This window comes from Curtobacterium sp. 9128, assembly GCF_900086645.1.
In the GTDB taxonomy this organism is placed as follows: Bacteria; Actinomycetota; Actinomycetes; order Actinomycetales; family Microbacteriaceae; genus Curtobacterium.
On record NZ_LT576451.1, the window covers coordinates 2,811,200 to 2,833,714 of the forward strand.

Below are 22,515 nucleotides of genomic sequence, written 5' to 3' on the forward strand. Positions count from 1 at the left end.
GTATGTGATGCCTGCGATGCCGCGCCCGACGCCTGCGAGCGGCGGATCGCCTCCATGTCCCGAACGAACTCGCCGTTGCTGTACGCCAAGCCCGACCAGCGCTTCCTGATCCCGTGCACGACCGAGCGTCACGCGTCCAGAACGCCAGTGGGGACGGATCCCCAGTGGATGCGTCCGAATCCCCCGAGCCGAGACTAAGAGACGGGTGAATGTCGTCCCAAGTTCGGAGCGCCCCCAGATTGGGGCACGATCGCAGGAGCGGACGCCGGACGCGACGTCGTCAGGAGTCGAGCGCAGCCTCGAGCCGCTCGAGTTTGCCGTCGATCTCGCCCGTGTGGCCAGGGCGGATGTCGGCCTTCAGCACGAGGGACACCCGGGTTCCGTACGCCCCGACGGCCTCGGTCGCACGCTTGACGACGTCCATGACCTCGTCCCACTCCCCCTCGATCTCGGTGAACATCGACGAGGTGCGGTTCGGCAGCCCCGACTCGCGGACGACACGGACGGCCGCGGCGACGGCGTCGTGGACGGACCCGTCGGACGAGGCCGAAGGACCACCGGACGGGGCGACGGAAAAGGCGACGATCATGGGTCCATCCTGCCCTCTGCGGCGACTCCCGGCCCGGACCCCGGCTCTCCCGGCGCCGATCCGGCGACTCCCGGCCCGGACCCGGCGAGCGCACCTCGCCGCGCCCGGAGCCCGATCCGGACGACGAGCACGAGGGCCCAGACGAGGATCGCGACCTCGAGGGCGTTCCGGATCGTGAGCACGACGAGGATCCACGGCTGCACGGTGAGCACCTGGTCGTAGTAGGCGGGGTAGATCAGCTGCGTCAGGAACGCCATGGGCAGCGCCGCCATCGCGATCGGCAGGAACCGTCGTGCACTCCCCCGGCCGGCGATCAGTCCCCACACGATCGGCACCGCGAACCACCCGATGTACTGCGGGGACCCGACCTTGTTCGTGGCGATGAGCGTCGCGACGAGCACCAGTGCGAGCAGCGGCGCGACCTCGGCTCGACGGGCGCCGCGGACGACGGCCCACGCGGCGAGCGCGATGCCGCCGAGGACCACGAGCGCCATCAGGGGCGTGGAGGCGGCTGCGGCCAGGTGGGTGCCGTTCCCCGAGACCTCGAAGGTGAGGATCTCCCGGTCGTAGAACACCGCGGCCCCCGGGACGTGCGCGGCGGCCGCCCACATGAACGGCGTCGCGAGCGGCGCCTCGATCTGGAGCGCCCGACCGCTCTGCTGTCCGACGAAGGACAGCAGGTGGGCGGCACCGCCGAACAGCACGTCGACGAGGACGACCAGCGCGGTGACGACGAGCGCACCGACGACGACCCCGCGCCGGTGCCCGCGCCGCACGACGAGCAGCACACCGACGAGCGCGGCCGGCCACACCTTGATCCACGCGGCGGCGGTGAACACGGCAGAGGCCACCGCCGGCCGGGACGCGACGAAGCACACGCCGACCATCGCCACCGCGGTCGCGACGGTGTCGATCCGCCCCAGGCCGATCGGCCCGAGCGCGAGGAGGAACACGAGCCACCACCAGACGACCCGCACGCCGAGCGCCCGGAACGGCCAGAGGAACGCGCACGCGGCGGCGCCGAGCAGGACCATCAGGACGAGCCACCCGGTGCCGATCGACGCCGCTCCGCCGATCGCGGCTGCGGCCATGGGGACGATCGCCAGGATCGGGTACACCCAGTCCGAGTCCATGCCGACCCAGTAGTGGGACGTGAGCCCGGTCTCGATCCACCGTCGGTAGGTGATCGTGACGTCGCCGAGCGGCAGGTTCGCGGTCGTCGCGGTCAGCCACCACAGCACGGCGTGCACCGCGACGAACGCGACGGCGAAGCCCACGACCTCGAACCACCTGGACCTCAGCACCCCAGGATCGTAGCGGCGCGATCCCCAGGACTTCCCGAGGATGACGTGTCACCGTCTGACGGTGACCACTCCACGCAAGCGCACCGGCAAGCGCAGGGCCACCATCTGGATCTCGATCGCGGCAGCCGTCGTGGTCCTCGGCGTCGTCGGGACCGTGATCGGTACGACGGTGTACTCGAACACCGAGAACGCCAAGGCCGAGGCGGAGCCGAGCGTCGCCGCGAGTCGTGCCCCGTCGACACTCGACGCGAGCGATCTCACCGGCGACTGGACCGTCGGCAGCGGCTCCGAGGCCGGCTACCGGCTGCACGAGGTCCTGAACGGTTCCGACGTGACCGTCACCGGGCGGACGGACAGCGTCAGTGGGACCGCGACGGTCGACGGCTCGTCGATCACGGCGGCGTCGATCGAGGTCGAGGTCGCCGACATCGCCACCGACTCCGCCCAGCGGGACTCGTACTTCCGCGATTCCGCGCTCGACACCGCCGCGTTCCCGAAGGCGACCTTCACGCTGACGAGCCCGATCGCGGATGCCGTCCCGTCCGGGAGTGGGACCACGACCGTACAGGCCGCCGGAGACCTGACGCTGCACGGCGTGACGAAGTCGGTCACCGCGACGCTGCAGGTCGGCCTGAACGGCGACGGCGTCGACATCTCCGGCTCGATCCCGGTCACGTTCGCCGACTACGGCGTGCAGGCACCGAGTCTCGGGTTCGTGAAGGTCGACGCGGACGGCGCGGTCGAGTTCCTCGTCCACGCGACACCCGCCGGATAGAGCACCCCGCCCCGCCTCACCGGTCCCAGGTCTTCACCCAGTCGATCTCGAGGTGCCCGGGCTTCCCGTAGTCCCCGATCTGGAACATGAACCGGTGCGCGGTGGTCGGCACGTGCTTGGTGACCGTGAGCACGAGCTCGCCGTCCACGAAGTACCGAACCGAGACGCCGGGGATCCACTCGGTCGTGTACGTGTGCCACTGCCGCCAGGTCGCGTCCGTGTGCAGGCCGATCGCGTTCCGCTCCTGACCGGGCACCATCGAGTGGCTGAACGCCCCGACGGTGCCCTGGAAGGTCCCCTCGGGGAAGTCCAGCTCCCCCTCCGACCAGACGTTCGACGTCGGCCACAGCATGAAGGCGGCGCCGTTGCCGTCCCCACCGCTCGCGCGGGCTCGCACGCTGAAGGTCCCGCCGACGTGCGACCAGGCTCCGTCCGGCGTGCCGAACGTGCCGGCGGCCCCGCGCTTCCCGTCCATCGCGACGTCCATGATCCCGTCGTGGGCGCTGATGACCTCGCCGGACCAGTACTTGTCGCTCATGCCGTCCGGGTAGGGCTGCCACGATCCGGCATACGTGGCCGCGAACTGTCCGCCGGCGGCCGCCGGGGTGTCGAAGTCCTCCGAGAACGTCGGGGCCGCACCACCGGCAGGGGGCGTGGGCGTCGGCGTCGGCGCTCCGGCGACGGTCGGCGCGGGCGACGCGGGGTCCCCGGCCCACGTGCGCGCGTCGGCGGTCGTGACGGCGCCGAGCGTCACCGCGGCGGCGATGACGGCGGAGAACACGAGCAGCGTCCGAGCGACCTTCATCGGTCGTCCCGGAGCTGGACGGGGTGCTGTGCGTACTGCATGGTCGTGGATCGCCTTCCGGGGACGGACCACCGTGTCTGATCGGTCGGGTGTCGTCCCTCGGCTGTCTGTCTACGCGCTCTCCGCCGGTCCCACGAGGCTCTGCGCCACCGCTGGCGGGATCGGTGCGGGCTCCCACGTGCGGTGCGTGTTCACGCTGCGGTTGCGTGTTCCCGCGACCCTGCACGCGCGGCTGCAACCGCGCCGTGACGCGCGCGAGCCGCGACACTGTCGCTGTCGTAGGACAGCGACAGTGTCGCTACCCCGCGCGCGCAACAGTTGCGCGCGCGGGGCGGCGACAGCGCGGACGTCGTACGACAGCGATCCTGTCGTTCCGAGTCGGGTCCACCGCCATCCATCGGACGGGAGGCTCGGCGCACGTCCGGCACCGAGCCTCCCGTCCGGCCGTGGTCGCGACGAGTGCGCGCCGCCGCACCGCGCACTCGTCGCCTCCGCAACCCGCGACGCTGCCTCGGCCCCGCGCGTCCCCTCGCGGGCTCGGCTCCGCGCGTCCCGTCGCGTCCGCAACGAGCGACAGCGTCGCTGTCGTACGACAGCGGTGCTGTCGCAACCCCGCGCCCACAACAGTTGCGCGCGCGGTGCGACGACAACGTGGACGTCGTACGACAGCGACGCTGTCGTTCCGAGTCGGGCTCCGATCGGTGCACAAGCGCACACAGGCACACGCGAGCCGGCCCGCACGGATCAGCCGACGGCGTGCGTCACACGGTCGCGTCCCCGGTGACGGCGAGGTCGCGGACCACGCCGGGCAGGGCCTCGATCAGGGCGGTCATCGTGAAGGGCCCGCCCCCGGACGCACGCCGCGCCGCGGTACCGTGCACGACGGCCGCGGCGGCAGCGAGGTGCGCGAGCTCCTCAGGACCGACCTCGCTCTCACCGGCCCGGCCGGCGACGAGCGCACCGAGCACCCCGCCGAGGACGTCTCCGGCGCCCGCGGCGGCGAGCCAGGGCGTGGCGGAGGACGCCACGAGCCGCACCGAACCGTCCGGCGTCACGACGTGGGTGTCGGAGCCCTTGAGGAGCACGACGCTCCCGGTCCGCTCGGCGGCGCGGAGTGCCGACCCCCGCGGGTCGTCCTCGACGGCATCCCGGGACACCTGCAGCAGCGCAGCGAGCTCGCCGGCGTGCGGGGTCAGCACCGCGAGCGGGCCGAGGTCGACGAGCGGGATGGCCCCGGCGTCGACGACCACCGGCACGCCGTCGTCGGACGCGTGCCGGAACGCGTCGGCGGTGGTCTCGTCGAGGTCGTCGAGGGAGTCCGCGGCGATGCCGGACCCGACGAGCCAGGCCTGGACACGACCGACACCGGACACGACCTCGGGGCGGCGGGCGAGCACGGAGTCCGTCGCACGGGCCGGCCCGACGTACCGGACCATGCCGATACCGGTGTGCACGGCAGCGTCGACACCCATGACCGCAGCGCCCGGGTAGGCGGCGGAGCCGGTCGCGACGCCGAGGACCCCCCGCCGGTACTTCGTCGTGTCGCCGGTCGGGACCGTGATCCACGAGGCGGCATCGGACGGGGAGACGGGGACGAAGTCGTTCACCACCCCCACGTTACGGTGGAGCGCATGAGCCTGTTCCTGCCTGGTCGTGTCGTCGTCTTCGACTACGGCGAGGTGATCAGCCGGACACCGCACGCCGCCAGGGACGCCCTGCTCGAGGCGACGGGGCTCGCCGCCGACGAGCTCTTCCCCGTGTACCAGGAGCTCCGTCACGACCTCGACCGTGGCGACCTCTCGGTGCTCGACTACTGGCGGGCCATCGCCGCCCGCACCGGTCGGACCTGGTCGGTCAGCGAGATCCACCGCTTCTGGGCCCTCGACTTCACCGGCTGGTTCGAGGTCGACCCCGACGTGCTCGACCTCGTGGAGGAACTGCACGAGGCCGGGACCCGCATCGCCCTGCTGTCGAACGCCGGGTTCGACTTCGGCGACCCCTACCGCCGCTCCCCGATGGCGTCGATGTTCGAGACCGTCGTGGTCAGCGCGGAGGAGCACGTGCTGAAGCCCGACCCGTCCATCTACCGCACCACGTGCGACCGGCTGGGAATCACCCCGGCGCAGATGGTGTTCGTGGACAACAGGGCCGAGAACGCCACCGGTGCGGAAGCGATCGGGGCGGTCGGCCACCACTACACCTCACCGGCCGGGCTGCGGAGCTTCCTCGAGCGCCTGTCGGAGACCGAAGGAGCCACCGCGTGACGCACGCCCTGTTCGAACCGATCACCATCCGCGACCTGACGGTCCGCAACCGCATCTGGGTCTCCCCGATGTGCCAGTACTCGGTCGAACAGCAGGACGGTGTCCCGACGCCGTGGCACCTCGTGCACCTCGGCGGGTTCGCGAAGGGCGGCGCGGGTGCGGTCGTCGTCGAGGCCACCGGCGTCGTGCCGGAGGGCCGGATCAGCCCGCAGGACCTCGGCCTCTGGAACGACGAGCAGCGCGACGCGTTCCGGCCGATCGTCGACTTCATCCACTCGCAGGGCGCCGCCGCCGGCGTGCAGCTCGCGCACGCCGGGCGCAAGGCCTCGACGTACCGCAGCTGGTCGCCGACGCAGGGCACCGTGCCGGCCTCGGACGGTGGATGGACCGCTGTGGCACCGTCGGCCGTCGCGTTCCCCGGCTACGACGTCCCGCGCGAGCTCGGAGTCGAGGACATCCGTCTGGTCGCGCTCGGCTTCGCCGCCGCGGCCCGTCGTGCGATCGAGGCCGGGTTCGACCTCATCGAGATCCACGCCGCGCACGGGTACCTGCTCCACGAGTTCCTCTCGCCGCTGAGCAACCACCGCACCGACGACTTCGGCGGGTCGCTCGAGAACCGCGCGCGGGCGCTGCTCGACGTCGTCGACGCCGTCCGCGCCGAGGTCGGTGACGGCTTCCCGGTCGTCGTTCGGTTCTCGGCGACGGACTGGACCGACGGCGGGCTGACGCTCGACGAGGTCGTCCAGGTGGCCCGCTGGGCGGCGGAGCACGGCGCCGACCTCGCCGACGTCTCGACCGGCGGCAACGTCGCGAGCGCGCCGATCCCCGTCGGCCCCGGCTACCAGGTGCCGTTCGCGGCCGCGGTCAAGCAGGGCGCCGGCATCGGGACGATCGCGGTCGGGATGATCTCGGACGCGTTCCAGGCGGAGCAGATCGTCGCGACCGGGCAGGCCGACGTCGTGATGGTCGGGCGCGAGTTCCTCCGCGACCCGTCGTTCGCGCTCCGGGCAGCCCGCGAGCTCGGTGTGCAGGTCGACTACGAGCCGCAGCAGTACCACCGAGCAACCGTCACGAAGTAGGGCGGATTCTCGGAAAGGCCGCCCGGCGCGGCACTACGATTGCAGACACTGTGGACGATCCTCCGAATCCTTCTTCGCCCCATCACTCATCCGGCGCTCACTCAGTGAGCTGCCCTGACTCGTCGTGTGCCCGCACCGCTTCCTCGCGGGGGTGGACCCGATGAGCGTCGTCGACATCGTCATGCTGATCGGCGGCATCCTGCTGACACTCGGCACCGGCGTCTTCGTGGCATCCGAGTTCGCGCTCGTGAACCTCGACCGCGCCGACGTCGAAGCACGCCGTGACCGCGGTGAGGCCGGCCTGGCACCCGTCATCGGTGCGCTCAAGGTCACCTCGACGCACCTGTCGAGCGCGCAGCTCGGCATCACGCTCACCACCCTGCTGACCGGCTACCTGCTCGAGCCCTCGATCGCCAAGCTCCTCGAAGCCCCGTTCCTCGCGATGAACCTGCCCGAGGGCATCGTCGAGACGGTCGGGTCGATCGTGGCGCTGGTCATCGCGACCCTGCTGTCGATGATCCTCGGCGAGCTCGTGCCGAAGAACTTCGCGCTCGCGCTGCCCCTGCAGACCGCGAGGCTCGTGGTCCCGCTGCAGATCGCCTTCACGACCGTGTTCAAGCCGGCCGTCGCCGTGCTGAACGGCACCGCGAACGCCGTGCTCCGCGCGATGGGGATCGAACCCCAGGAAGAGCTCTCCGGTGCGCGCAGCGCCGAGGAGCTCACCTCGCTGCTCCGCCGTTCCGCGTCGGAGGGCTCGCTCGAACAGGACACCGCGACGCTCCTGCAGCGCACGCTGTCGTTCTCCGAGCTCGACGCCAGCGACGTGATGACCCCGCGCCCCCGGCTCTCGACCATCCGCGTGTCCGAGTCCGCCGAGGACGTCATCGCGCTCGCACGTCGCACCGGCTTCAGCCGCTTCCCCGTCATCGAGGAGGACGCGGACGACGTCGTGGGCATCGTGCACGTCAAGCAGGCCGTCGCCGTCCCGCGCGAGAAGCGCGCGGAGGTCCCGGTCGGGGCGCTCATGACCGACGCCGAACGGGTTCCCGAGACGATGCCGGGCGACACCCTCCTCACCGAGGTCAGGGGTCGCGGCTACCAGATGGTGATCGTCGTCGACGAGTACGGCGGCACCGCAGGGGTCGTCACGCTCGAGGACCTCATCGAGGAGATCGTCGGCGAGGTGTCCGACGAGCACGACCGGGCACGCATCGACGTGGTCCGCTCCCGCAACTGGCTGACGTTCCCCGGGCTCCTCCGCCCGGACGAGCTCGAGGACCGCGCCGGGGTGAAGGTCCCCGAGGACGGCCCGTACGAGACCGTCGGCGGGTTCATCATGGCGACGCTCGGCCGGCTGCCGGTCGTCGGCGACGAGGTCTCGCTCGAGGACGGCGTGTTCCGCGTCGAACGCCTCGACGGCCGTCGGATCGACCGGATCCGCTGGACCCCGACCCCGACGGACACCCCGCCAGGAGGCGTCACCATCCCTGGCAGGGGCAGTCGGAAGGAGTCAGTCCGATGAGTTCCGATTGGTGGGGCATCTTCTGGCTCGTCGTGCTGCTGCTCGGCAACGCCTACTTCGTCGCGGCCGAGTTCGCCGTCATCTCCGCGCGCCGCTCCCAGATCGAGCCGCGCGCCGAAGAGGGCTCCCGCGCCGCACAGATGACGCTGTGGGCGATGGAGCACGCCACCCGCATGCTCGCGACCACGCAGCTCGGCATCACGGTGTGCTCGCTGCTCATCCTCAACGTCTCCGAGCCGGCGATCCACCACCTGCTCGAGGTCCCGCTGCACCTCACCGGGTGGAGCGTCGAGGTCATCGGCATCGTCGCGTTCGTGTTCACCCTGCTGCTGGTCTCGTTCTTGCACGTGGTGTTCGGCGAGATGGTCCCGAAGAACATCTCGTTCTCGATGCCCGACCGCGCCGCGCTGCTCCTCGTGCCGACGCTCTGGTACATCGGGCACGGCCTGCACTGGGTCGTCGTCGGCCTGAACGAGGTCGCGAACGCCGTGCTCAGGCTGTTCAAGGTCGAGCCGAAGGACGAGGCCGTCAGCGCCTACACCGTCGAAGAAGTGCAGACGATCGTGGAGCAGTCCCGTCGCGAGGGCACCCTGTCCGACGACGGCGGCACGCTCAAGATGGCGTTCGAGTTCACCGAGAAGAAGGTCAGGGACATCGCCGTGCCGATGTCCGAACTCGTCACCCTGCCCGAGGACGCCACCCCCGGCGACGTCGAGCGTGCCGTCGCGCAGCGGGGCTTCTCCCGCTACGTGCTGATCGGTGAGACGGGCGAGCCGACCGGGTACGTGCACGTCAAGGACGTGATCGACCTGCGTCCGGACGAGTTCGACGACCCGGTCCCGCCGAAGCGCATCCGGCAGCTCATCTCGCTCTGGACCGAGATGGACCTCGAGGACGCACTCGCGACGATGCGCGCGGCCGGGCGCCACGTGGCGCGGGCGTTCGACGCGGACGGTCGAACGACGGGCGTGCTCTTCCTCGAGGACATCCTCGAAGAGCTCGTGGGCACCGTCGAGGACGCGACCAGACGCCGCTGACCGCACGCTCCGCCCGCGACCGGCCGCGCGTTCCGCACGCGAAAGCGACAGATTCACGCAGGCATTCGGCACCGAACTGTCGCTTTCGTGGCAGAGACGGGCGCACAGACGGACGGGAGGCCGTGGCCGCTACCAGCTGACGGGAAGCGGCTTGCCCTCTTCGTACCCCGCGGCGGACTGGATGCCGACGAGCGCACGCTCGGAGAACTCGGCCAGGCTCGTCGCCCCGGCGTACGTGGCGGAGCTTCGGACACCGGTCGTGATCATGTCGAGCAGGTCCTCCACGCTCGGACGCTCCGGGTCGAGGTAGATCGTCGACGACGAGATGCCTTCGGCGAAGAGCGCCTTGCGCGCCCGCTCGTAGGGGTCGAGCCGTTCGAAGCGCTCGCGCACCGCCTTGGCCGACGCCATCCCCCAGCTCTCCTTGTACGCGGCACCCTTCGCGTCGCGACGGAGGACTCCGGGAGCTTCGAGCGTGCCCGCGAACCACGAGCCGATCATGACGGCGCTCGCGCCGGCGGCCAGTGCGAGTGCTACGTCGCGCGGGTACCGCACGCCGCCGTCCGCCCACACGTGCGCGCCGAGGGACCGGGCGGCCGCCGCGGTCTCGAGCACGGCGGAGAACTGCGGTCGACCCACCGCGGTCATCATGCGGGTGGTGCACATCGCGCCGGGGCCGACACCGACCTTGATGATCGACGCTCCGGCTTCGACGAGGTGGTGGACCGCGTCGGCGGTGACGACGTTGCCCGCGACGAGCGGGATGCCGAGGTCGAGCGCCGCGACGGTGCGGAGCGCGCGGAGCATGCCGTCCTGGTGGCCGTGCGCGGTGTCGAGCACGAGGACGTCCACCCCGGCCGCGGCGAGGGCCTGGGCCTTGGCGGCGACGTCGCCGTTGATGCCGATGGCGGCCGCGACGCGGAGTCGGCCGGACGCGTCGACCGCAGGACGGTAGATGCTCGACCGGATCGCGCTCGTCGGGCTCGTGGTGCCGACGACGCGACCGTGCCGGGTGACCGGAGCGAAGTCGGCACCGGCCGCGGTGAGGACGTCGTACACGTGGCGCGGGGTGCCGGCGTCCTCGGCGTCGATGCCCGTGGAGGCGCCGTGCAGCAGGTCGCGCAACGTGGCGTCGGGGCCGGCCGTGCCGAGGCGTGTGGCCGGCACGCACCCGAGGTACTCCCCCTCGCCGTCACGCACCACCACACCGCGTCCGGCGACCGGCAGGAGCTGTTCGAGGGTCTCGGCGACGGTGGTGTCCGCGCCCATCTCGATCGCGGTGTCGAACTCCACCGGTTGTTCCTTCACCCAGCGGATCGCGGCGTCGAGGTCCTGCAGGTGCATGTCCTGCGGCAGCACCCCGAGGCCACCACGACGCGCCAGGGTCGCCGCGAGTCGCGGGCCCGTGACCGAGTTCATGTTCGCGCTGACGATCGGGATCGTGGCGCCGCTGCCGTCGTTCGCGGAGAGGTCCACGTCGAAGCGGCTGGTCACCGCGGAACGGCTCGGGACCAGGAAGACGTCGGAGTAGGTCAGATCGTGCGTCGGCCGAGTCTCGTAGAACCTCATGCTGCCCACTGTACGGCTCGGCGACATGCCTCGGTCTGACACCGAACGGACATGTGGAAACGGCTACGCTTGACCCCTGTGTGGAGCAGGGTTGCCCCGCACGACACACACGAGCATCAATCGACGGAGAGTGGGCGATCGGCTGTGTCGAGCCATCTGACCGGAACTGACGAGACCGCGGGCGAATTCGGCGCGAACGAGTGGTTGGTGGACGAGCTGTACGAACAGTTCCTCGCCGACAAGGAGTCGGTCGACAAGTCGTGGTGGCCGGTCCTCGAGAGCTACCACCAGGCCGCCGGCAAGGGCGCGGGCACGGCACCAGCAGCACCGGCGCCCGCGGCACCCGCATCCGCAGCACCCGCGCCCACCGCTCCTGCAGCCGAGGCGAAGGGCGGGCAGATCCAGGCGAAGACCACGTCCAAGCAGCCATCGCCCCAGCCGATCCCGGCCGAGGCGAACGACGAGGCCGACGAGCACGACGAGACCCACGAGGACGTGGCCACCCCCCTCCGTGGCATGGCGAAGACCCTCGCGTCGAACATGGACGCCTCGCTCACCGTCCCGACCGCGACGAGCGTCCGCACGATCCCGGCGAAGCTGATGATCGACAACCGCATCGTCGTCAACAACCACCTGCGCCGTGCCCGCGGCGGCAAGATCTCCTTCACCCACCTGATCGGCTGGGCGATGGTCCAGGCGCTCAAGGACTTCCCGAGCCAGAACGTCTTCTACGAGGAGCGCGACGGCAAGCCCTTCGTGGTGCAGCCCGCGCACGTCAACCTCGGCATCGCGATCGACGTCCCGAAGAAGGACGGCACCCGCTCCCTGCTCGTCCCGAGCATCAAGCGCGCCGAGACCCTGACGTTCGGCCAGTTCCTCTCCGCCTACGAGGACCTCGTCAAGCGCGCCCGCGACAACAAGCTCACGCCGACGGACTTCCAGGGCACGACGATCTCCCTGACGAACCCGGGCGGCATCGGCACGGTGCACTCGGTCCCCCGCCTGACGAAGGGCCAGGGCGCGATCATCGGCGCCGGTGCGCTCGAGTACCCGGCGCAGTTCCAGGGGTCGTCGCCGAAGACGCTCGTCGAGCTCGGCGTCGGCAAGACCATCACCCTCACCAGCACGTACGACCACCGCGTCATCCAGGGCGCCGGCTCCGGCGAGTACCTGAAGAAGGTGCACGAGCGGCTCATCGGCCAGCACGACTTCTACGAGGGCATCTTCTCGGCGCTCCGCATCCCCTACAAGCCGATCCAGTGGGCGAACGACATCAACGTCGACCTCGCGCACCGCGTCGGCAAGACGGCCCGCGTGCAGGAGCTCATCAACAGCTTCCGGGTCCGCGGTCACCTGATGGCCGACGTCGACCCGCTCGAGTACCGCCAGCGCACCCACCCGGACCTCGAGATCGAGAGCCACGGGCTGACGTTCTGGGACCTCGACCGCGAGTTCGTCACCGGCGGGCTCGCCGGCACCACGAGCGCGCCGCTCCGCGACATCCTCGGTGTCCTCCGCGACGCGTACTGCCGCACCGTGGGCATCGAGTACATGCACATCCAGGACCCGGAACAGCGCCGCTGGGTGCAGTCCCGCATCGAGGTGCCGTATTCGAAGCCGTCGAAGGAGGAGCAGCTGCGCGTCCTCGGCAAGCTCAACGAGGCCGAGGCGTTCGAGACCTTCCTGCAGACGAAGTACGTCGGCCAGAAGCGCTTTTCCCTCGAGGGCGGCGAGTCCACCATCGCGTTCCTCGACACCCTGATCCAGGGCGCCGCGGCAGCCGGACTCGACGAGGTCGCGATCGGCATGGCCCACCGCGGTCGACTCAACGTGTTGACCAACATCGCCGGCAAGACCTACGGCCAGATCTTCCGCGAGTTCGAGGGCACCACGCTCCCCGGTGCCGTGCAGGGCCAGGGCTCCGGCGACGTGAAGTACCACGTCGGCACCGAAGGCGTGTTCAAGGCCTCTGACGGCTCGTCGATCCCCATCACGATCGCCGCGAACCCGTCCCACCTCGAAGCGGTCGACGGTGTCCTCGAGGGCATCGTGCGCGCCAAGCAGGACCGAAAGCCCGCCGGCGAGTTCGGCGTGCTCCCCGTGCTCGTGCACGGCGACGCCGCGATGGCCGGACAGGGTGTCGTCGTGGAGACGCTCCAGATGTCCCAGCTCCGCGGGTACCGCACCGGCGGCACGGTCCACCTGGTCATCAACAACCAGGTCGGGTTCACCACCCCGCCGGAGTCGGCACGCAGCTCGGTGTACTCCACCGACGTCGCGAAGACGATCCAGGCGCCGATCTTCCACGTCAACGGTGACGACCCCGAGGCCGTCGCCCGCGTGGCCGACCTGGCGTTCGCGTACCGCGAGGAGTTCCACCGCGACGTCGTGATCGACCTGGTCTGCTACCGCAGGCGCGGCCACAACGAGGGCGACGACCCCTCGATGACGCAGCCGCTCATGTACAACCTCATCGAGGCGAAGCGCTCGGTCCGCACGCTCTTCACCGAGGCCCTCGTCGGCCGCGGGGACATCACACAAGAGGAGTACGACGAGGCGCACCGCGACTTCCAGGACCGCCTGGAGCGTGCGTTCGCGGAGACGCACGAGGCGCAGACCGGCACCATCCCGGTGATCACCGTCGACGACGACGGCGCCGTGCAGGGCCTCGAGCGACCGACCGCGCAGCGCGACGACTCCGAGAACGACGTCCACGAGACCGCGATCTCGAAGGAGCTCGTCGAGCTCATCGGCGACGCGCACGGCAACCCGCCCGCCGGGTTCTCCATCCACCCGAAGCTGCAGGCGCTGCTGTCGAAGCGCACCGACATGACCCGCAAGGGCGGCGTCGACTGGGCGATGGCGGAACTCATGGCGATCGGGTCGCTCCTGACCGAGGGCAAGCCGGTCCGGCTCGCCGGCCAGGACGCCCGTCGGGGCACGTTCGTGCAGCGTCAGGCGGTGTTCCACGACCGGGTGAACGGCCAGGAGTGGCTGCCGCTGTCGAACCTCACCGAGGACCAGGCGCGCTTCTACATCTACGACTCGCTGCTCAGTGAGTACGCGGCGATGGGCTTCGAGTACGGCTACTCGGTGGAACGTCCGGAGGCGCTCGTGCTCTGGGAGGCGCAGTTCGGCGACTTCGCCAACGGCGCGCAGACGATCATCGACGAGTTCATCTCCTCCGCCGAGCAGAAGTGGGGGCAGCGCTCCGGCCTCGTCCTCCTGCTGCCGCACGGCTACGAGGGCCAGGGACCCGACCACTCGTCCGCTCGCATCGAGCGCTACCTGCAGCTCTGCGCCGAGGACAACATGGTGGTCGCCCGCCCGTCGACCCCGGCGTCGTACTTCCACCTGCTGCGTCGTCAGGCGTGGGAACGTCCGCAGCGGCCGCTCGTCCTGTTCAGCCCGAAGGCGATGCTCCGGCTCCGTCAGGCGACGAGCCCGGTCGAGGCGTTCACGAGCGGCACCTTCGAAGAGGTCATCGACGACGCGCAGGTCACCGACAAGGGTGCTGTGCGCCGCGTCGTGCTGCACTCCGGCAAGGTCCACCACGACCTGCGCGCCGAGGCGGACAAGCGTGAGCTGACCGACGTCGCCCTGGTCCGGCTCGAGCAGCTGGCGCCGCTCCCCCTCGAGCGGATCCTCGAGGTGCTCGCGAGCTACCCGAACGCCGACGTCGTGTGGGCCCAGGAAGAGCCCGAGAACCAGGGCGCGTGGCCGTTCGTGTGCATGAACCTCTCACCGCACCTGGACGGCCGGCCGCTGTCGGTGGCCGCCCGCCCCGCGAGTGCCGCTCCGGCGACGGGTTCGTCGAAGCGCTCCGCACAAGAGGCCACCGAGGTCATCACGAAGGCCCTCGGCTAGACCACGACCACGAGGCCGGGGTGCGCTACACGATCCGCGTGTAGCGCACCCCGGCCTCGTGGTATCCACGCTTCTGGTAGAACCGGTGCGCGCTGTCCGTCGCCGCGGCGCTCACCGCGGAGAGGCGACGCGCGCCCTGCTCACTCGCCCACGTCTCGAACGTGCCGATGAGCGCGGAACCCGTACCGAGCCTCCTGTCCGTCGGGTTGACCACCAGCAGCAACAGCTGCGCCGTCGGCTCGTCCGAGGCGTACGCCCACGTGACCTGCGCACCGGCGACGGCGACGGCTCGGCCGTCGTCGTCACGCACCAGCCACGTGCGGTGGCCGGCTTCCGGGGTGAGCCGTGCGAGCCGCGATCGCATCGCGGGTTCGTCGACGGTGTGACCGAGCAGACGGACGAGGGCGGTGACGTCAGCGACGTCCGCGTCGGACCAGGTGGTCATCGACTCGACGGAGAGGGTCATGCCGCGACCCTATCGACTGGTCGCGCATCGTGACGACTCGGTTGTGCCGACCCTTGATATTCATATACAATGTTGGCATATCAAGCACCACTCGAACCCATTGGAGCCGACATGCACCTCACCACACGTCACGGCCGCACCGCCGCGTGGATCGCCCTGCCCCTGGCCGTCGTCGCGAGCGGGGCCGTGATCGCCACCGCTTCGTACGCCGCCTTCTCCGCCACCACCGACAACGCCGCGAACTCTTGGCGCACCGGTGCTGTGTCGCTCACCGACGACGACAGCGGAGCGGCGCTCTTCACCGTAGACGACCTCGTTCCCGGCAGCACCGGCTCGAACTGCATCACGGTGACGTCGACCACGTCGAACCCGTCCGAGGTCCGGCTCTACACCGCAGCCCAGTCGGACGAGGACGCCATCGGCCAGCACCTCCAGATGACGGTCGAGCGCGGCGCCCTCGCCACCGCCGGGGACTGCACCACCTTCACGGGTGCGTCGACCGTGCACGACGGCACGCTCGCCGAACTGCTCACCGCCGGGTCGTTCGGCGACGGCGTCGACGACTGGAAGCCGGCGACCGGGACGTCCTCCACGACCTACCGGTTCTCGTACGCCCTCGCCGCGGACACCCCGAACACCGCGCAGGACTCCGCGGTCGGCACCACGTTCGTCTGGGAAGCGCAGACCGACTGACCCGAAGCGGACGACCCGACCCGAATCGTCGACCGACCCGAAGTCGACGGCCCGACCCGACGATCCCGAGGAGCACCCGATGGCACACACGTCCGCTCGTCGCACCACCCGGTGCACCGGCGACCTCGTCCTCCTGCTCCTCGGGATCGCAGCACGCACGACCCTCGCCACCGTGTTCCTGCTCGCCGTCTGGGCCGCGCTCCCAGCCGCACTCGACTGGCGCGTGACCACCGTCGTCTCGGACTCCATGGCCCCGGCCGTCCGGACCGGAGACGTCGTCGCAGCGATGCCGATCGAACCGGGGACGGCCTCCGTCGGGCAGGTACTCCTGGTCGAGGACCCCGACCACGAGGACCGCCAGCGACTCCACCGTCTCGAGCGCGTCGAGACCGACGGCGCCCTGCGACTCCGCGGGGACGCCAACCCGGAGCCGGACCGGACCGCGGTCGATGCGGACACCGTCCTCGGCGTCGGCGTGCTGCGCTTCCCGGTCGTCGGGCTCCCGAGCGTGTGGCTCCGCTCCGGCGACTGGGTGCAGCTCGCCGCGACGGGCCTCGGGGTGATCGCGCTCGTCCTGCTGGGGCGCGTCGACCGTGACCTCCGGACCGGAGTTCCTTGCCGCCGCTGCGGGACGCCCCGCTGGGACCTGCACACGACCGTCGTGCGAACCGGCCCCGACGCGCCTGGAGGGACGTCGCTCGCGCTCCCCCTCGCCGCGACCGTGGCACTCGTCGCGATCGCCGCGACCACGGCCGGCGCCGGGTTCAGCGGGTCGACCACGAGTGATGCCGCACTCGGCACGACGGACTCGTTCCCGTGCTTCCACCGCGGTGCCGCGGGTGCCGCCCTGGCGTGGGACTTCGCGGAACGCGGCGGCTCGACGGCGCTGGACTCCTCCGGCAACGGCCGCGACGGACTCCTGGGTGCCGGTGCCGCACGCACGAACGGCTCGTGCACCGAGAACCCCTTCGTCACGTTCTCCGACGGCTCGTCCCAGTCCGCCGTCGTCCACACGACGAGTTCGACGACAGCGCCGCCGACGTTCGCTGTCGAGCTGTGGTTCCGGACCGACCGACCCCAGGGCAGGCTGTTCGGGTTCACCGGGACACCGACGGGGACCACGGGCGCGTACGACCGCAACTTCTACGTCGGCACGGACGGGCGCCTGGTGTTCGGCGTGTGGGACACGTCCGTGGCGAAGGTCGTGCAGAGCCCGGGCCGGATCGACGACGGCACCTGGCACCACGCGGTGGGTCAGTTCACCGCGGGCCGGCTCGAACTCCACGTCGACGGCGTCCTCGCGGCATCCCGGACGGACGTGCTGACTGCCGTGTCCTACAACGGGTACTGGCGGGCAGGTCACGGCAGGATCGAATCGACGTGGCCCAACCCGCCGACCGACCCGACGTTCGTCGGCGCGATCGACTCGGTACGCGTCCACCACGGCACCCTCAGTCCCGCGCAGATCACCGCTCGCTTCGCAGCCGGCCGGTGACCGTCACGAGGTCAGTGCGTCGCCTGCTCCACCCGGATGCGCGCGAGGATCTCGCTCCGGAGCTGCTCAGGAGCGGACTCCTTGCAGGCACGACGGACCGTCTCCATGAGCACGACGTTGACGCGGTGCTCGGTCGTGCAGTCCTCGCAGCCGTCCATGTGCTCGCGGATGTCCGCCGCGTCCTCGCGGCAGAGCTCGTCGTGCAGGAACTCCTCGAGCTCCGCCTTGGCCTTCGAGCAGTCGCAGCCGCTCATCGCGCTTCCTTCCGTCCGTCGCGACCGGTGGTCGCAGCAACCTTCCGGCCCCGCCCGCGCATCGTCGCCGTCGACGCTGCGTCCGGGACGATGCCGGTCTCACGTGCGTGGTCCGCCAGGAGCCCACGGAGGAGCCGGCGACCACGGTGGAGGCGGCTCATGACCGTCCCCACTGGGGTCTTCATGATGTCGGCGATCTCCTGGTAGGAGAACCCCTCGACATCGGCGAAGTAGACGGCCATCCGGAAGTCCTCGGGGATGGCCTGCAGCGCGTCCTTCACGGCGGAGGACGGCAGGTGGTCGATGGCGTCCGCCTCGGCAGACCGGGCGGAGATCGACTGTGTGACGCTCTCCGCGCCGCCGAGCTGCCAGTCCTCGAGCTCGTCGATCGTGCCTTGGTACGGGTTCCGCTGGTTCTTGCGGTACGTGTTGATGAACGTGTTCGTGAGGATCCGGTACAGCCAGGCCTTGAGGTTCGTGCCCTGCTTGAACTGCCGGAACGCGGCGAACGCCTTGACGAAGGTCTCCTGCACCAGGTCGGACGCGTCGGCGGGATTGCGCGTCATGCGCATCGCGGCACCGTAGAGCTGGTCCATGAAGGGCAGCGCCTGGTCCTCGAAGAGCTTCCGGAGCTCCGCCTCGGAGACGGCGGTCGCATCGACGGCTTCGTCCTCCGCCTGCACGGCGTCGAGCTGCTCCTCGGTCTCCTCGACCAGGTCGTGCGGTGCTGCCTGTGGCTCGTCGGTCGTCATCGCGGGCCAGTCTAGAGCGAGCGAGGTGGCCGCGGCGGGCAGATGTGTCCGCGCGGGTGCGAGTGCTGTCGCCAAGGGTCCTCCCGATCGTTTCAGTAGTCTTGTGAACCGATGGCAGAGACGACGCATTCCCACGAGCACGACGCACCCGGAGCAACCCCGCCCTGGATCGCCCCGGTGGCGGCGGGCCCGCTCCACGGCGACGTCGCACTGCCAGGCTCGAAGTCGTTGACGAACCGCGAGCTGATCCTCGCCGCACTCGCCGACGGTCCGTCCACCATCCACCTCCCCCTGCACTCGCGCGACTCCGCCCTCATGGTGGCTGGTCTCCGGCAGCTCGGCGTCGGCATCGAGGAGGTCGAACCCGACGGCGCGCCGAACCCGTACGGCCCGGACCTCCGGATCACGCCGGCCCCGATGACCGGCGGCGTCCGCATCGACTGCGGCCTCGCCGGCACCGTGATGCGCTTCCTGCCCCCGCTCGCCGCCCTCGCCACCGGGCAGGTCACGATCGACGGCGACCCCTACGCACGCAAGCGCCCGATGCAGGCGATCATCAGCGCGCTCGTCGACCTCGGCGTGGACGTCACCGACGACGGCGACGGCGCGATGCCCTTCACCTTCACCGGCACCGGATCGGTCCGGGGCGGCACACTCACGATCGACGCGAGTGCCTCGTCCCAGTTCGTGTCGGGGCTGCTCCTCTCCGCACCCCGGTTCGACCAGGGGCTGCACCTGAAGCACGAGGGCGAGCGGCTCCCGAGCCTCCCCCACATCGAGATGACCGTCGAGGTGCTCCGAGCGCGCGGCGTCCGGGTGGACGAGCCCGCCATCGGCGAGTGGATCGTGCACCCGGGACCGATCGCCGCGCGCGACGTGACCATCGAACCGGACCTCTCGAACGCAGCGCCCTTCGCGGTCGCCGCACTCGTCGCCGGCGGGACCGTCCGGATCCGGACGTGGCCGACGGAGACGACGCAGGTCGGCGCCGACCTCGAGACGCTCCTGCCCCTGTGGGGCGCGACCGTGGCCCGAGACGGTGACGACGTGGTCTTCGACGGCGGCGTCGGGGTGCTGGGCGGAGCCTCCCTCCCGGGTCTGGACCTGGACCTGACCCGCGGTGGCGAACTGGCACCCGCGCTCGTCGCGCTCGCGGCGCTCGCCGACGGCCCGACGACCATCACCGGTATCGGCCACCTGCGCGGACACGAGACCGACCGGCTCGCCGCGCTCGCCTCCGACGTGAACCGGACGGGAGGCTCGGTGCACGAACTCGACGACGGCCTGCGGATCGAGCCGGCCCGGCTCCACGGCGCGGCGTGGGCCGCGTACGAGGACCACCGGATGGCGACGGCCGGCGCGGTGATCGGACTCGTGACGGAGGGCGTCGCGGTGGACGACATCGGGTCGACCGCGAAGACGCTGCCGCAGTTCCCATCGCTGTGGGCGGCGCTCGTGGCGACGGCCTCGTCTCCGGGGGTGTGACGCGATGAGCTGGTGGGACGACGTCGACGGTGACGCGGACGAGGACGAGCCGTACGGCCAGTACGACGAGTCGAGCGTCCGGGTCCGCCCGAACCCGAAGGGCAACCGGCCTCGCACGAAGACCCGCCCGACGTACGACGACGCGCCGAAGGGCTGGGTGACGAACGTCGACCGCGGTCGGTTCGGCGTGCTGGTCGACGGGGAACTCATCACCGCCACGAAGGCCCGTGAGCTCGGCAAGAAGTCCGTCGTCACCGGCGACACGGTGTTCCTGACCGGTGACGTCTCCGGCGCCGAGGGTTCGCTCGCGCGCATCGTCCGGGTCGCCGAGCGCACCACGCTCCTCCGCCGGAGTGCCGACGACAGCGACGAGGTCGAGCGCGTGGTCGTGGCGAACGCGACGCAGATGCTCATCGTCGTCGCGGCCGCCGACCCCGAGCCCCGGACCCGGCTCATCGACCGGTACCTCGTCGCCGCGTTCGACGCCGGGCTCGACCCGATCCTCTGCATCACGAAGACCGACCTCGCCGATCCGGCTCCGTTCCTCGCGCACTTCGCGTGCCTGGACATCCGGATCGTCACGAGCCGCCAGGACGACTTCCCGCTCGAGGCCCTGCACGAACTGCTCGACGGCGAGGTGACCGTGACCGTCGGGCACTCCGGCGTCGGGAAGTCCACGCTCGTGAACGCCCTGACCGGGTCCACGCGGGCGACCGGTGTCGTGAACGCCGTGACCGGGCGGGGACGCCACACATCGTCGTCGTCGATCGCGCTCCGGGTCGAGGACGGCGGGTGGATCATCGACACGCCTGGCGTCCGGTCGTTCGGGCTCGGGCACGTCGACCCCGCGAACGTGTTCCGGGCGTTCGCCTCGCACGCGATCCCCGTCGCCCCGTCCGAGTCCGGGCTTGAGGACACCGGCATCCCGCTCGACCAGGCGCACGACTGGGAGATCGTCGACCGGGTGAACGCCGGGGAGCTCGGCCCGACGGGCATCGAGCGACTGGACTCCTTCCGCGCGCTGCTGACCGGCATGGGCGCCGCCGACCCCGGTACGGACTAGCCGGACTGCAGCCCCACTCGCTCGTCCCGCCCCGCCCTTCGTCGTCCCTGCCCCGTCTTCCCCTCCCCGCCTTTCCCCTGCCCCGTCTTCCCCCTCCCCGATGGGTCACGACACCCCGCTCACGTCCGCCGAGCGGTCGCGAACCGTCGTCTCCGAAGCCGTCGACCGACGGAACGAGACCGATCGGCGAGGCATGGCCGGGGTGTCGTGACCGCTCGATCGACGACGACGATCGACGACGACGACGACAGTCCGATCCGGTGCGGGCCGGCGGCGCATCCGCTCCCGGTCGACAAGCGGGCAACGAAGTTGTACAGTTGCCACTCGTGTCTGAAGTTGCAAAGTACAACTTTGCGCCGACCCGCGTCGACGCTCCCGCCTCATTCGACCGCGCCGACGACGCCGCGTCCGCACACCGGGGCCACGCCGCTCCCCGGCCTCCGCATCGTGCACCCAACGTCCTCCGTCCGGCCGGCCTCGGCAAGACGCTCCTGACCTTCGCGACGCACATCCTCGTGCCGCTGTTCCTGGCGGCCGGCATGGGCCTGGCATACCTCGGCGCCTTCCACGCCCCCGCACCGAAGGACCTCCCCGTCGGCATCGTCGGCCAGGGAGCGACCGCGCAGGTGTTCGCGCAGTCCGTGACGGACCAGTCCGACGGCGCCCTCGTTGCACACGTCGTCGCCACCGACGCCTCGGCGAAGCAGCAGGTCCGGGATCGCGAGCTCGCCGCGGTCTTCGCCCCGACGACGACCGACGCATCGCTCTACGTCTCCACGGCGGCCAGCGAGACCACGGCCACCGCGGCGCAGAAGATCTTCATGCCGATCGCGTACGAGCAGCACCTGCCGTTCCACGTCGTCGACGTCGTCCCCTCGGGCGACCAGGACAGCACCGGTCAGGGCCTCTTCTTCCTGCTCGTCGCACTGAGCGTCGGCGGCTACGCATCGGCGATCGCGGTCGCAGCGTTCGCCACGAAGCTCCGCACGGTGTGGACCGCCGTCATCGGGCTCGCCACCGCCGGGGTCGTCGCGGGCATCGGGATCGTGATCGCCGGGCCGATCTACGGCGTCATCACCACACACCAGTGGCAGATCTTCTTGTTCGCGTGGATGTACGACGCGATCATCATCGGGCTCGGGATCGGCCTGCACCCGATCCTCGGACGCTGGACCACCCCGGTGCTGACGATGCTCTTCGTGATGCTGAACTTCACGTCGTCCGGCGGGATCTTCCAGCCGGCGTTCCAGCCCGGGTTCTTCGCGGCGCTCAACTCCTTCTGGTCCGGCGCCGCATGGCTCCAGGCAGCACAGGACCTGCAGTACTTCCCCGGCGCCTCGCTCGGTCGGAGTTCCCTCGTGCTGACACTGTGGCTGGTCGGTGCCGTGCTCCTCTGCGTCGTCGTGCACGGCCTCGTCGCCCGCCGCACCCGCATCGCCCGCGAGCGCGAGGTGTCCCGCCTCGAGGAGGAAGAGGTCGTCGCGGCCTGACCCCCG

At 70.7% G+C, this 22,515-nt stretch carries 19 protein-coding genes; 11 read left to right on the forward strand and 8 right to left on the reverse strand.

What is annotated here, in order from left to right:
- Positions 1-280 precede the first annotated feature (280 nt).
- Together QK288_RS13480 and QK288_RS13485 are read right to left on the reverse strand one after the other, a co-directional pair.
- Positions 281-589, reverse strand: coding sequence for a thiamine-binding protein (locus QK288_RS13480; protein WP_281264807.1), 309 nt, complete (start codon positions 587-589; stop codon positions 281-283).
- The gene (locus tag QK288_RS13485; protein ID WP_281264808.1) at positions 586-1,893 is read right to left on the reverse strand and encodes a hypothetical protein; all 1,308 of its coding nucleotides are present in this window, start codon (positions 1,891-1,893) and stop codon (positions 586-588) included. The genes QK288_RS13480 and QK288_RS13485 overlap by 4 nt, the downstream gene beginning before the upstream one ends.
- 61 nt (positions 1,894-1,954) lie before the next feature.
- Between QK288_RS13485 and QK288_RS13490 the strand changes: the two genes are divergently transcribed.
- Positions 1,955-2,668 carry a YceI family protein gene (locus QK288_RS13490; RefSeq protein WP_348639020.1) on the forward strand — a complete coding sequence of 238 codons (714 nt, stop codon included), beginning with the start codon at positions 1,955-1,957 and terminating at the stop codon, positions 2,666-2,668.
- A gap of 16 nt (positions 2,669-2,684) precedes the next feature.
- On the opposite strand, the gene QK288_RS13495 is transcribed toward QK288_RS13490, so the two are convergent.
- Together QK288_RS13495 and QK288_RS13500 are read right to left on the reverse strand one after the other, a co-directional pair.
- Positions 2,685-3,473, reverse strand: a complete 789-nt coding sequence (locus QK288_RS13495; protein WP_281264809.1) for a glycoside hydrolase family 16 protein — start codon at positions 3,471-3,473, stop codon at positions 2,685-2,687.
- Positions 3,474-4,234: 761 nt separating this feature from the next.
- Positions 4,235-5,080 carry an ADP/ATP-dependent (S)-NAD(P)H-hydrate dehydratase gene (locus tag QK288_RS13500; protein ID WP_281264810.1) on the reverse strand — a complete coding sequence of 282 codons (846 nt, stop codon included), beginning with the start codon at positions 5,078-5,080 and terminating at the stop codon, positions 4,235-4,237.
- A gap of 24 nt (positions 5,081-5,104) precedes the next feature.
- Here QK288_RS13500 and QK288_RS13505 point away from each other — a divergent pair, with 24 nt between their 5' ends.
- The 4 genes from QK288_RS13505 to QK288_RS13520 all read left to right on the forward strand — a co-directional run bounded on the left by QK288_RS13505 (position 5,105) and on the right by QK288_RS13520 (position 9,375).
- The gene (locus QK288_RS13505) at positions 5,105-5,737 is read left to right on the forward strand and encodes an HAD family phosphatase (protein WP_281264811.1); all 633 of its coding nucleotides are present in this window, start codon (positions 5,105-5,107) and stop codon (positions 5,735-5,737) included.
- The gene (locus QK288_RS13510; RefSeq protein WP_281264812.1) at positions 5,734-6,816 is read left to right on the forward strand and encodes an NADH:flavin oxidoreductase/NADH oxidase; all 1,083 of its coding nucleotides are present in this window, start codon (positions 5,734-5,736) and stop codon (positions 6,814-6,816) included. The genes QK288_RS13505 and QK288_RS13510 overlap by 4 nt, the downstream gene beginning before the upstream one ends.
- Before the next feature lie 160 nt (positions 6,817-6,976).
- Positions 6,977-8,338: a hemolysin family protein gene (locus QK288_RS13515; RefSeq protein ID WP_281264813.1), complete on the forward strand. Its 1,362-nt coding sequence runs from the start codon at positions 6,977-6,979 to the stop codon at positions 8,336-8,338.
- The gene (locus QK288_RS13520; protein WP_281264814.1) at positions 8,335-9,375 is read left to right on the forward strand and encodes a hemolysin family protein; all 1,041 of its coding nucleotides are present in this window, start codon (positions 8,335-8,337) and stop codon (positions 9,373-9,375) included. Before QK288_RS13515 ends, QK288_RS13520 begins: the two co-directional genes overlap by 4 nt.
- A 129-nt stretch (positions 9,376-9,504) precedes the next feature.
- On the opposite strand, the gene QK288_RS13525 is transcribed toward QK288_RS13520, so the two are convergent.
- Positions 9,505-10,944 (reverse strand): GuaB1 family IMP dehydrogenase-related protein, encoded by a 1,440-nt coding sequence (locus tag QK288_RS13525; protein WP_281264815.1) that lies wholly within the window; start codon positions 10,942-10,944, stop codon positions 9,505-9,507.
- Positions 10,945-11,088: 144 nt separating this feature from the next.
- Here QK288_RS13525 and QK288_RS13530 point away from each other — a divergent pair, with 144 nt between their 5' ends.
- Positions 11,089-14,811 carry a multifunctional oxoglutarate decarboxylase/oxoglutarate dehydrogenase thiamine pyrophosphate-binding subunit/dihydrolipoyllysine-residue succinyltransferase subunit gene (locus tag QK288_RS13530; protein ID WP_281264816.1) on the forward strand — a complete coding sequence of 1,241 codons (3,723 nt, stop codon included), beginning with the start codon at positions 11,089-11,091 and terminating at the stop codon, positions 14,809-14,811.
- Between the two features lie 25 nt (positions 14,812-14,836).
- Here QK288_RS13530 and QK288_RS13535 read toward each other — a convergent pair whose 3' ends face one another.
- Complete coding sequence (locus QK288_RS13535; protein ID WP_281264817.1) at positions 14,837-15,277, reverse strand: GNAT family N-acetyltransferase; 441 nt, start codon at positions 15,275-15,277, stop codon at positions 14,837-14,839.
- 111 nt (positions 15,278-15,388) lie between these two features.
- On the opposite strand from QK288_RS13535, the gene QK288_RS13540 reads away from it, so the two are divergent.
- Together QK288_RS13540 and QK288_RS13545 are read left to right on the forward strand one after the other, a co-directional pair.
- Positions 15,389-15,970, forward strand: coding sequence for a hypothetical protein (locus QK288_RS13540; RefSeq protein WP_281264818.1), 582 nt, complete (start codon positions 15,389-15,391; stop codon positions 15,968-15,970).
- 79 nt (positions 15,971-16,049) lie between these two features.
- Positions 16,050-17,465 carry a LamG-like jellyroll fold domain-containing protein gene (locus QK288_RS13545; protein WP_281264819.1) on the forward strand — a complete coding sequence of 472 codons (1,416 nt, stop codon included), beginning with the start codon at positions 16,050-16,052 and terminating at the stop codon, positions 17,463-17,465.
- Positions 17,466-17,476: 11 nt separating this feature from the next.
- Here the strand turns inward: QK288_RS13545 and QK288_RS13550 are convergent, their stop codons facing one another.
- Together QK288_RS13550 and QK288_RS13555 are read right to left on the reverse strand one after the other, a co-directional pair.
- Entirely contained in the window at positions 17,477-17,719 is a 243-nt protein-coding gene (locus QK288_RS13550; protein ID WP_281264820.1) for a zf-HC2 domain-containing protein, read from the reverse strand.
- Entirely contained in the window at positions 17,716-18,471 is a 756-nt protein-coding gene (locus QK288_RS13555) for a sigma-70 family RNA polymerase sigma factor (protein ID WP_281264821.1), read from the reverse strand. The genes QK288_RS13550 and QK288_RS13555 overlap by 4 nt, the downstream gene beginning before the upstream one ends.
- A 111-nt stretch (positions 18,472-18,582) precedes the next feature.
- Between QK288_RS13555 and aroA the strand changes: the two genes are divergently transcribed.
- The 3 genes from aroA to QK288_RS13570 all read left to right on the forward strand — a co-directional run bounded on the left by aroA (position 18,583) and on the right by QK288_RS13570 (position 22,509).
- Entirely contained in the window at positions 18,583-19,956 is a 1,374-nt protein-coding gene (gene aroA / locus QK288_RS13560) for a 3-phosphoshikimate 1-carboxyvinyltransferase (RefSeq protein WP_281264822.1), read from the forward strand.
- A gap of 4 nt (positions 19,957-19,960) precedes the next feature.
- A complete protein-coding gene (gene rsgA, locus QK288_RS13565; RefSeq protein WP_281264823.1) occupies positions 19,961-21,019 on the forward strand; it encodes a ribosome small subunit-dependent GTPase A in 1,059 nt (352 codons plus the stop codon).
- A gap of 326 nt (positions 21,020-21,345) precedes the next feature.
- Positions 21,346-22,509 carry a hypothetical protein gene (locus tag QK288_RS13570; protein ID WP_281264824.1) on the forward strand — a complete coding sequence of 388 codons (1,164 nt, stop codon included), beginning with the start codon at positions 21,346-21,348 and terminating at the stop codon, positions 22,507-22,509.
- The last annotated feature ends 6 nt before the right edge of the window (positions 22,510-22,515 follow it).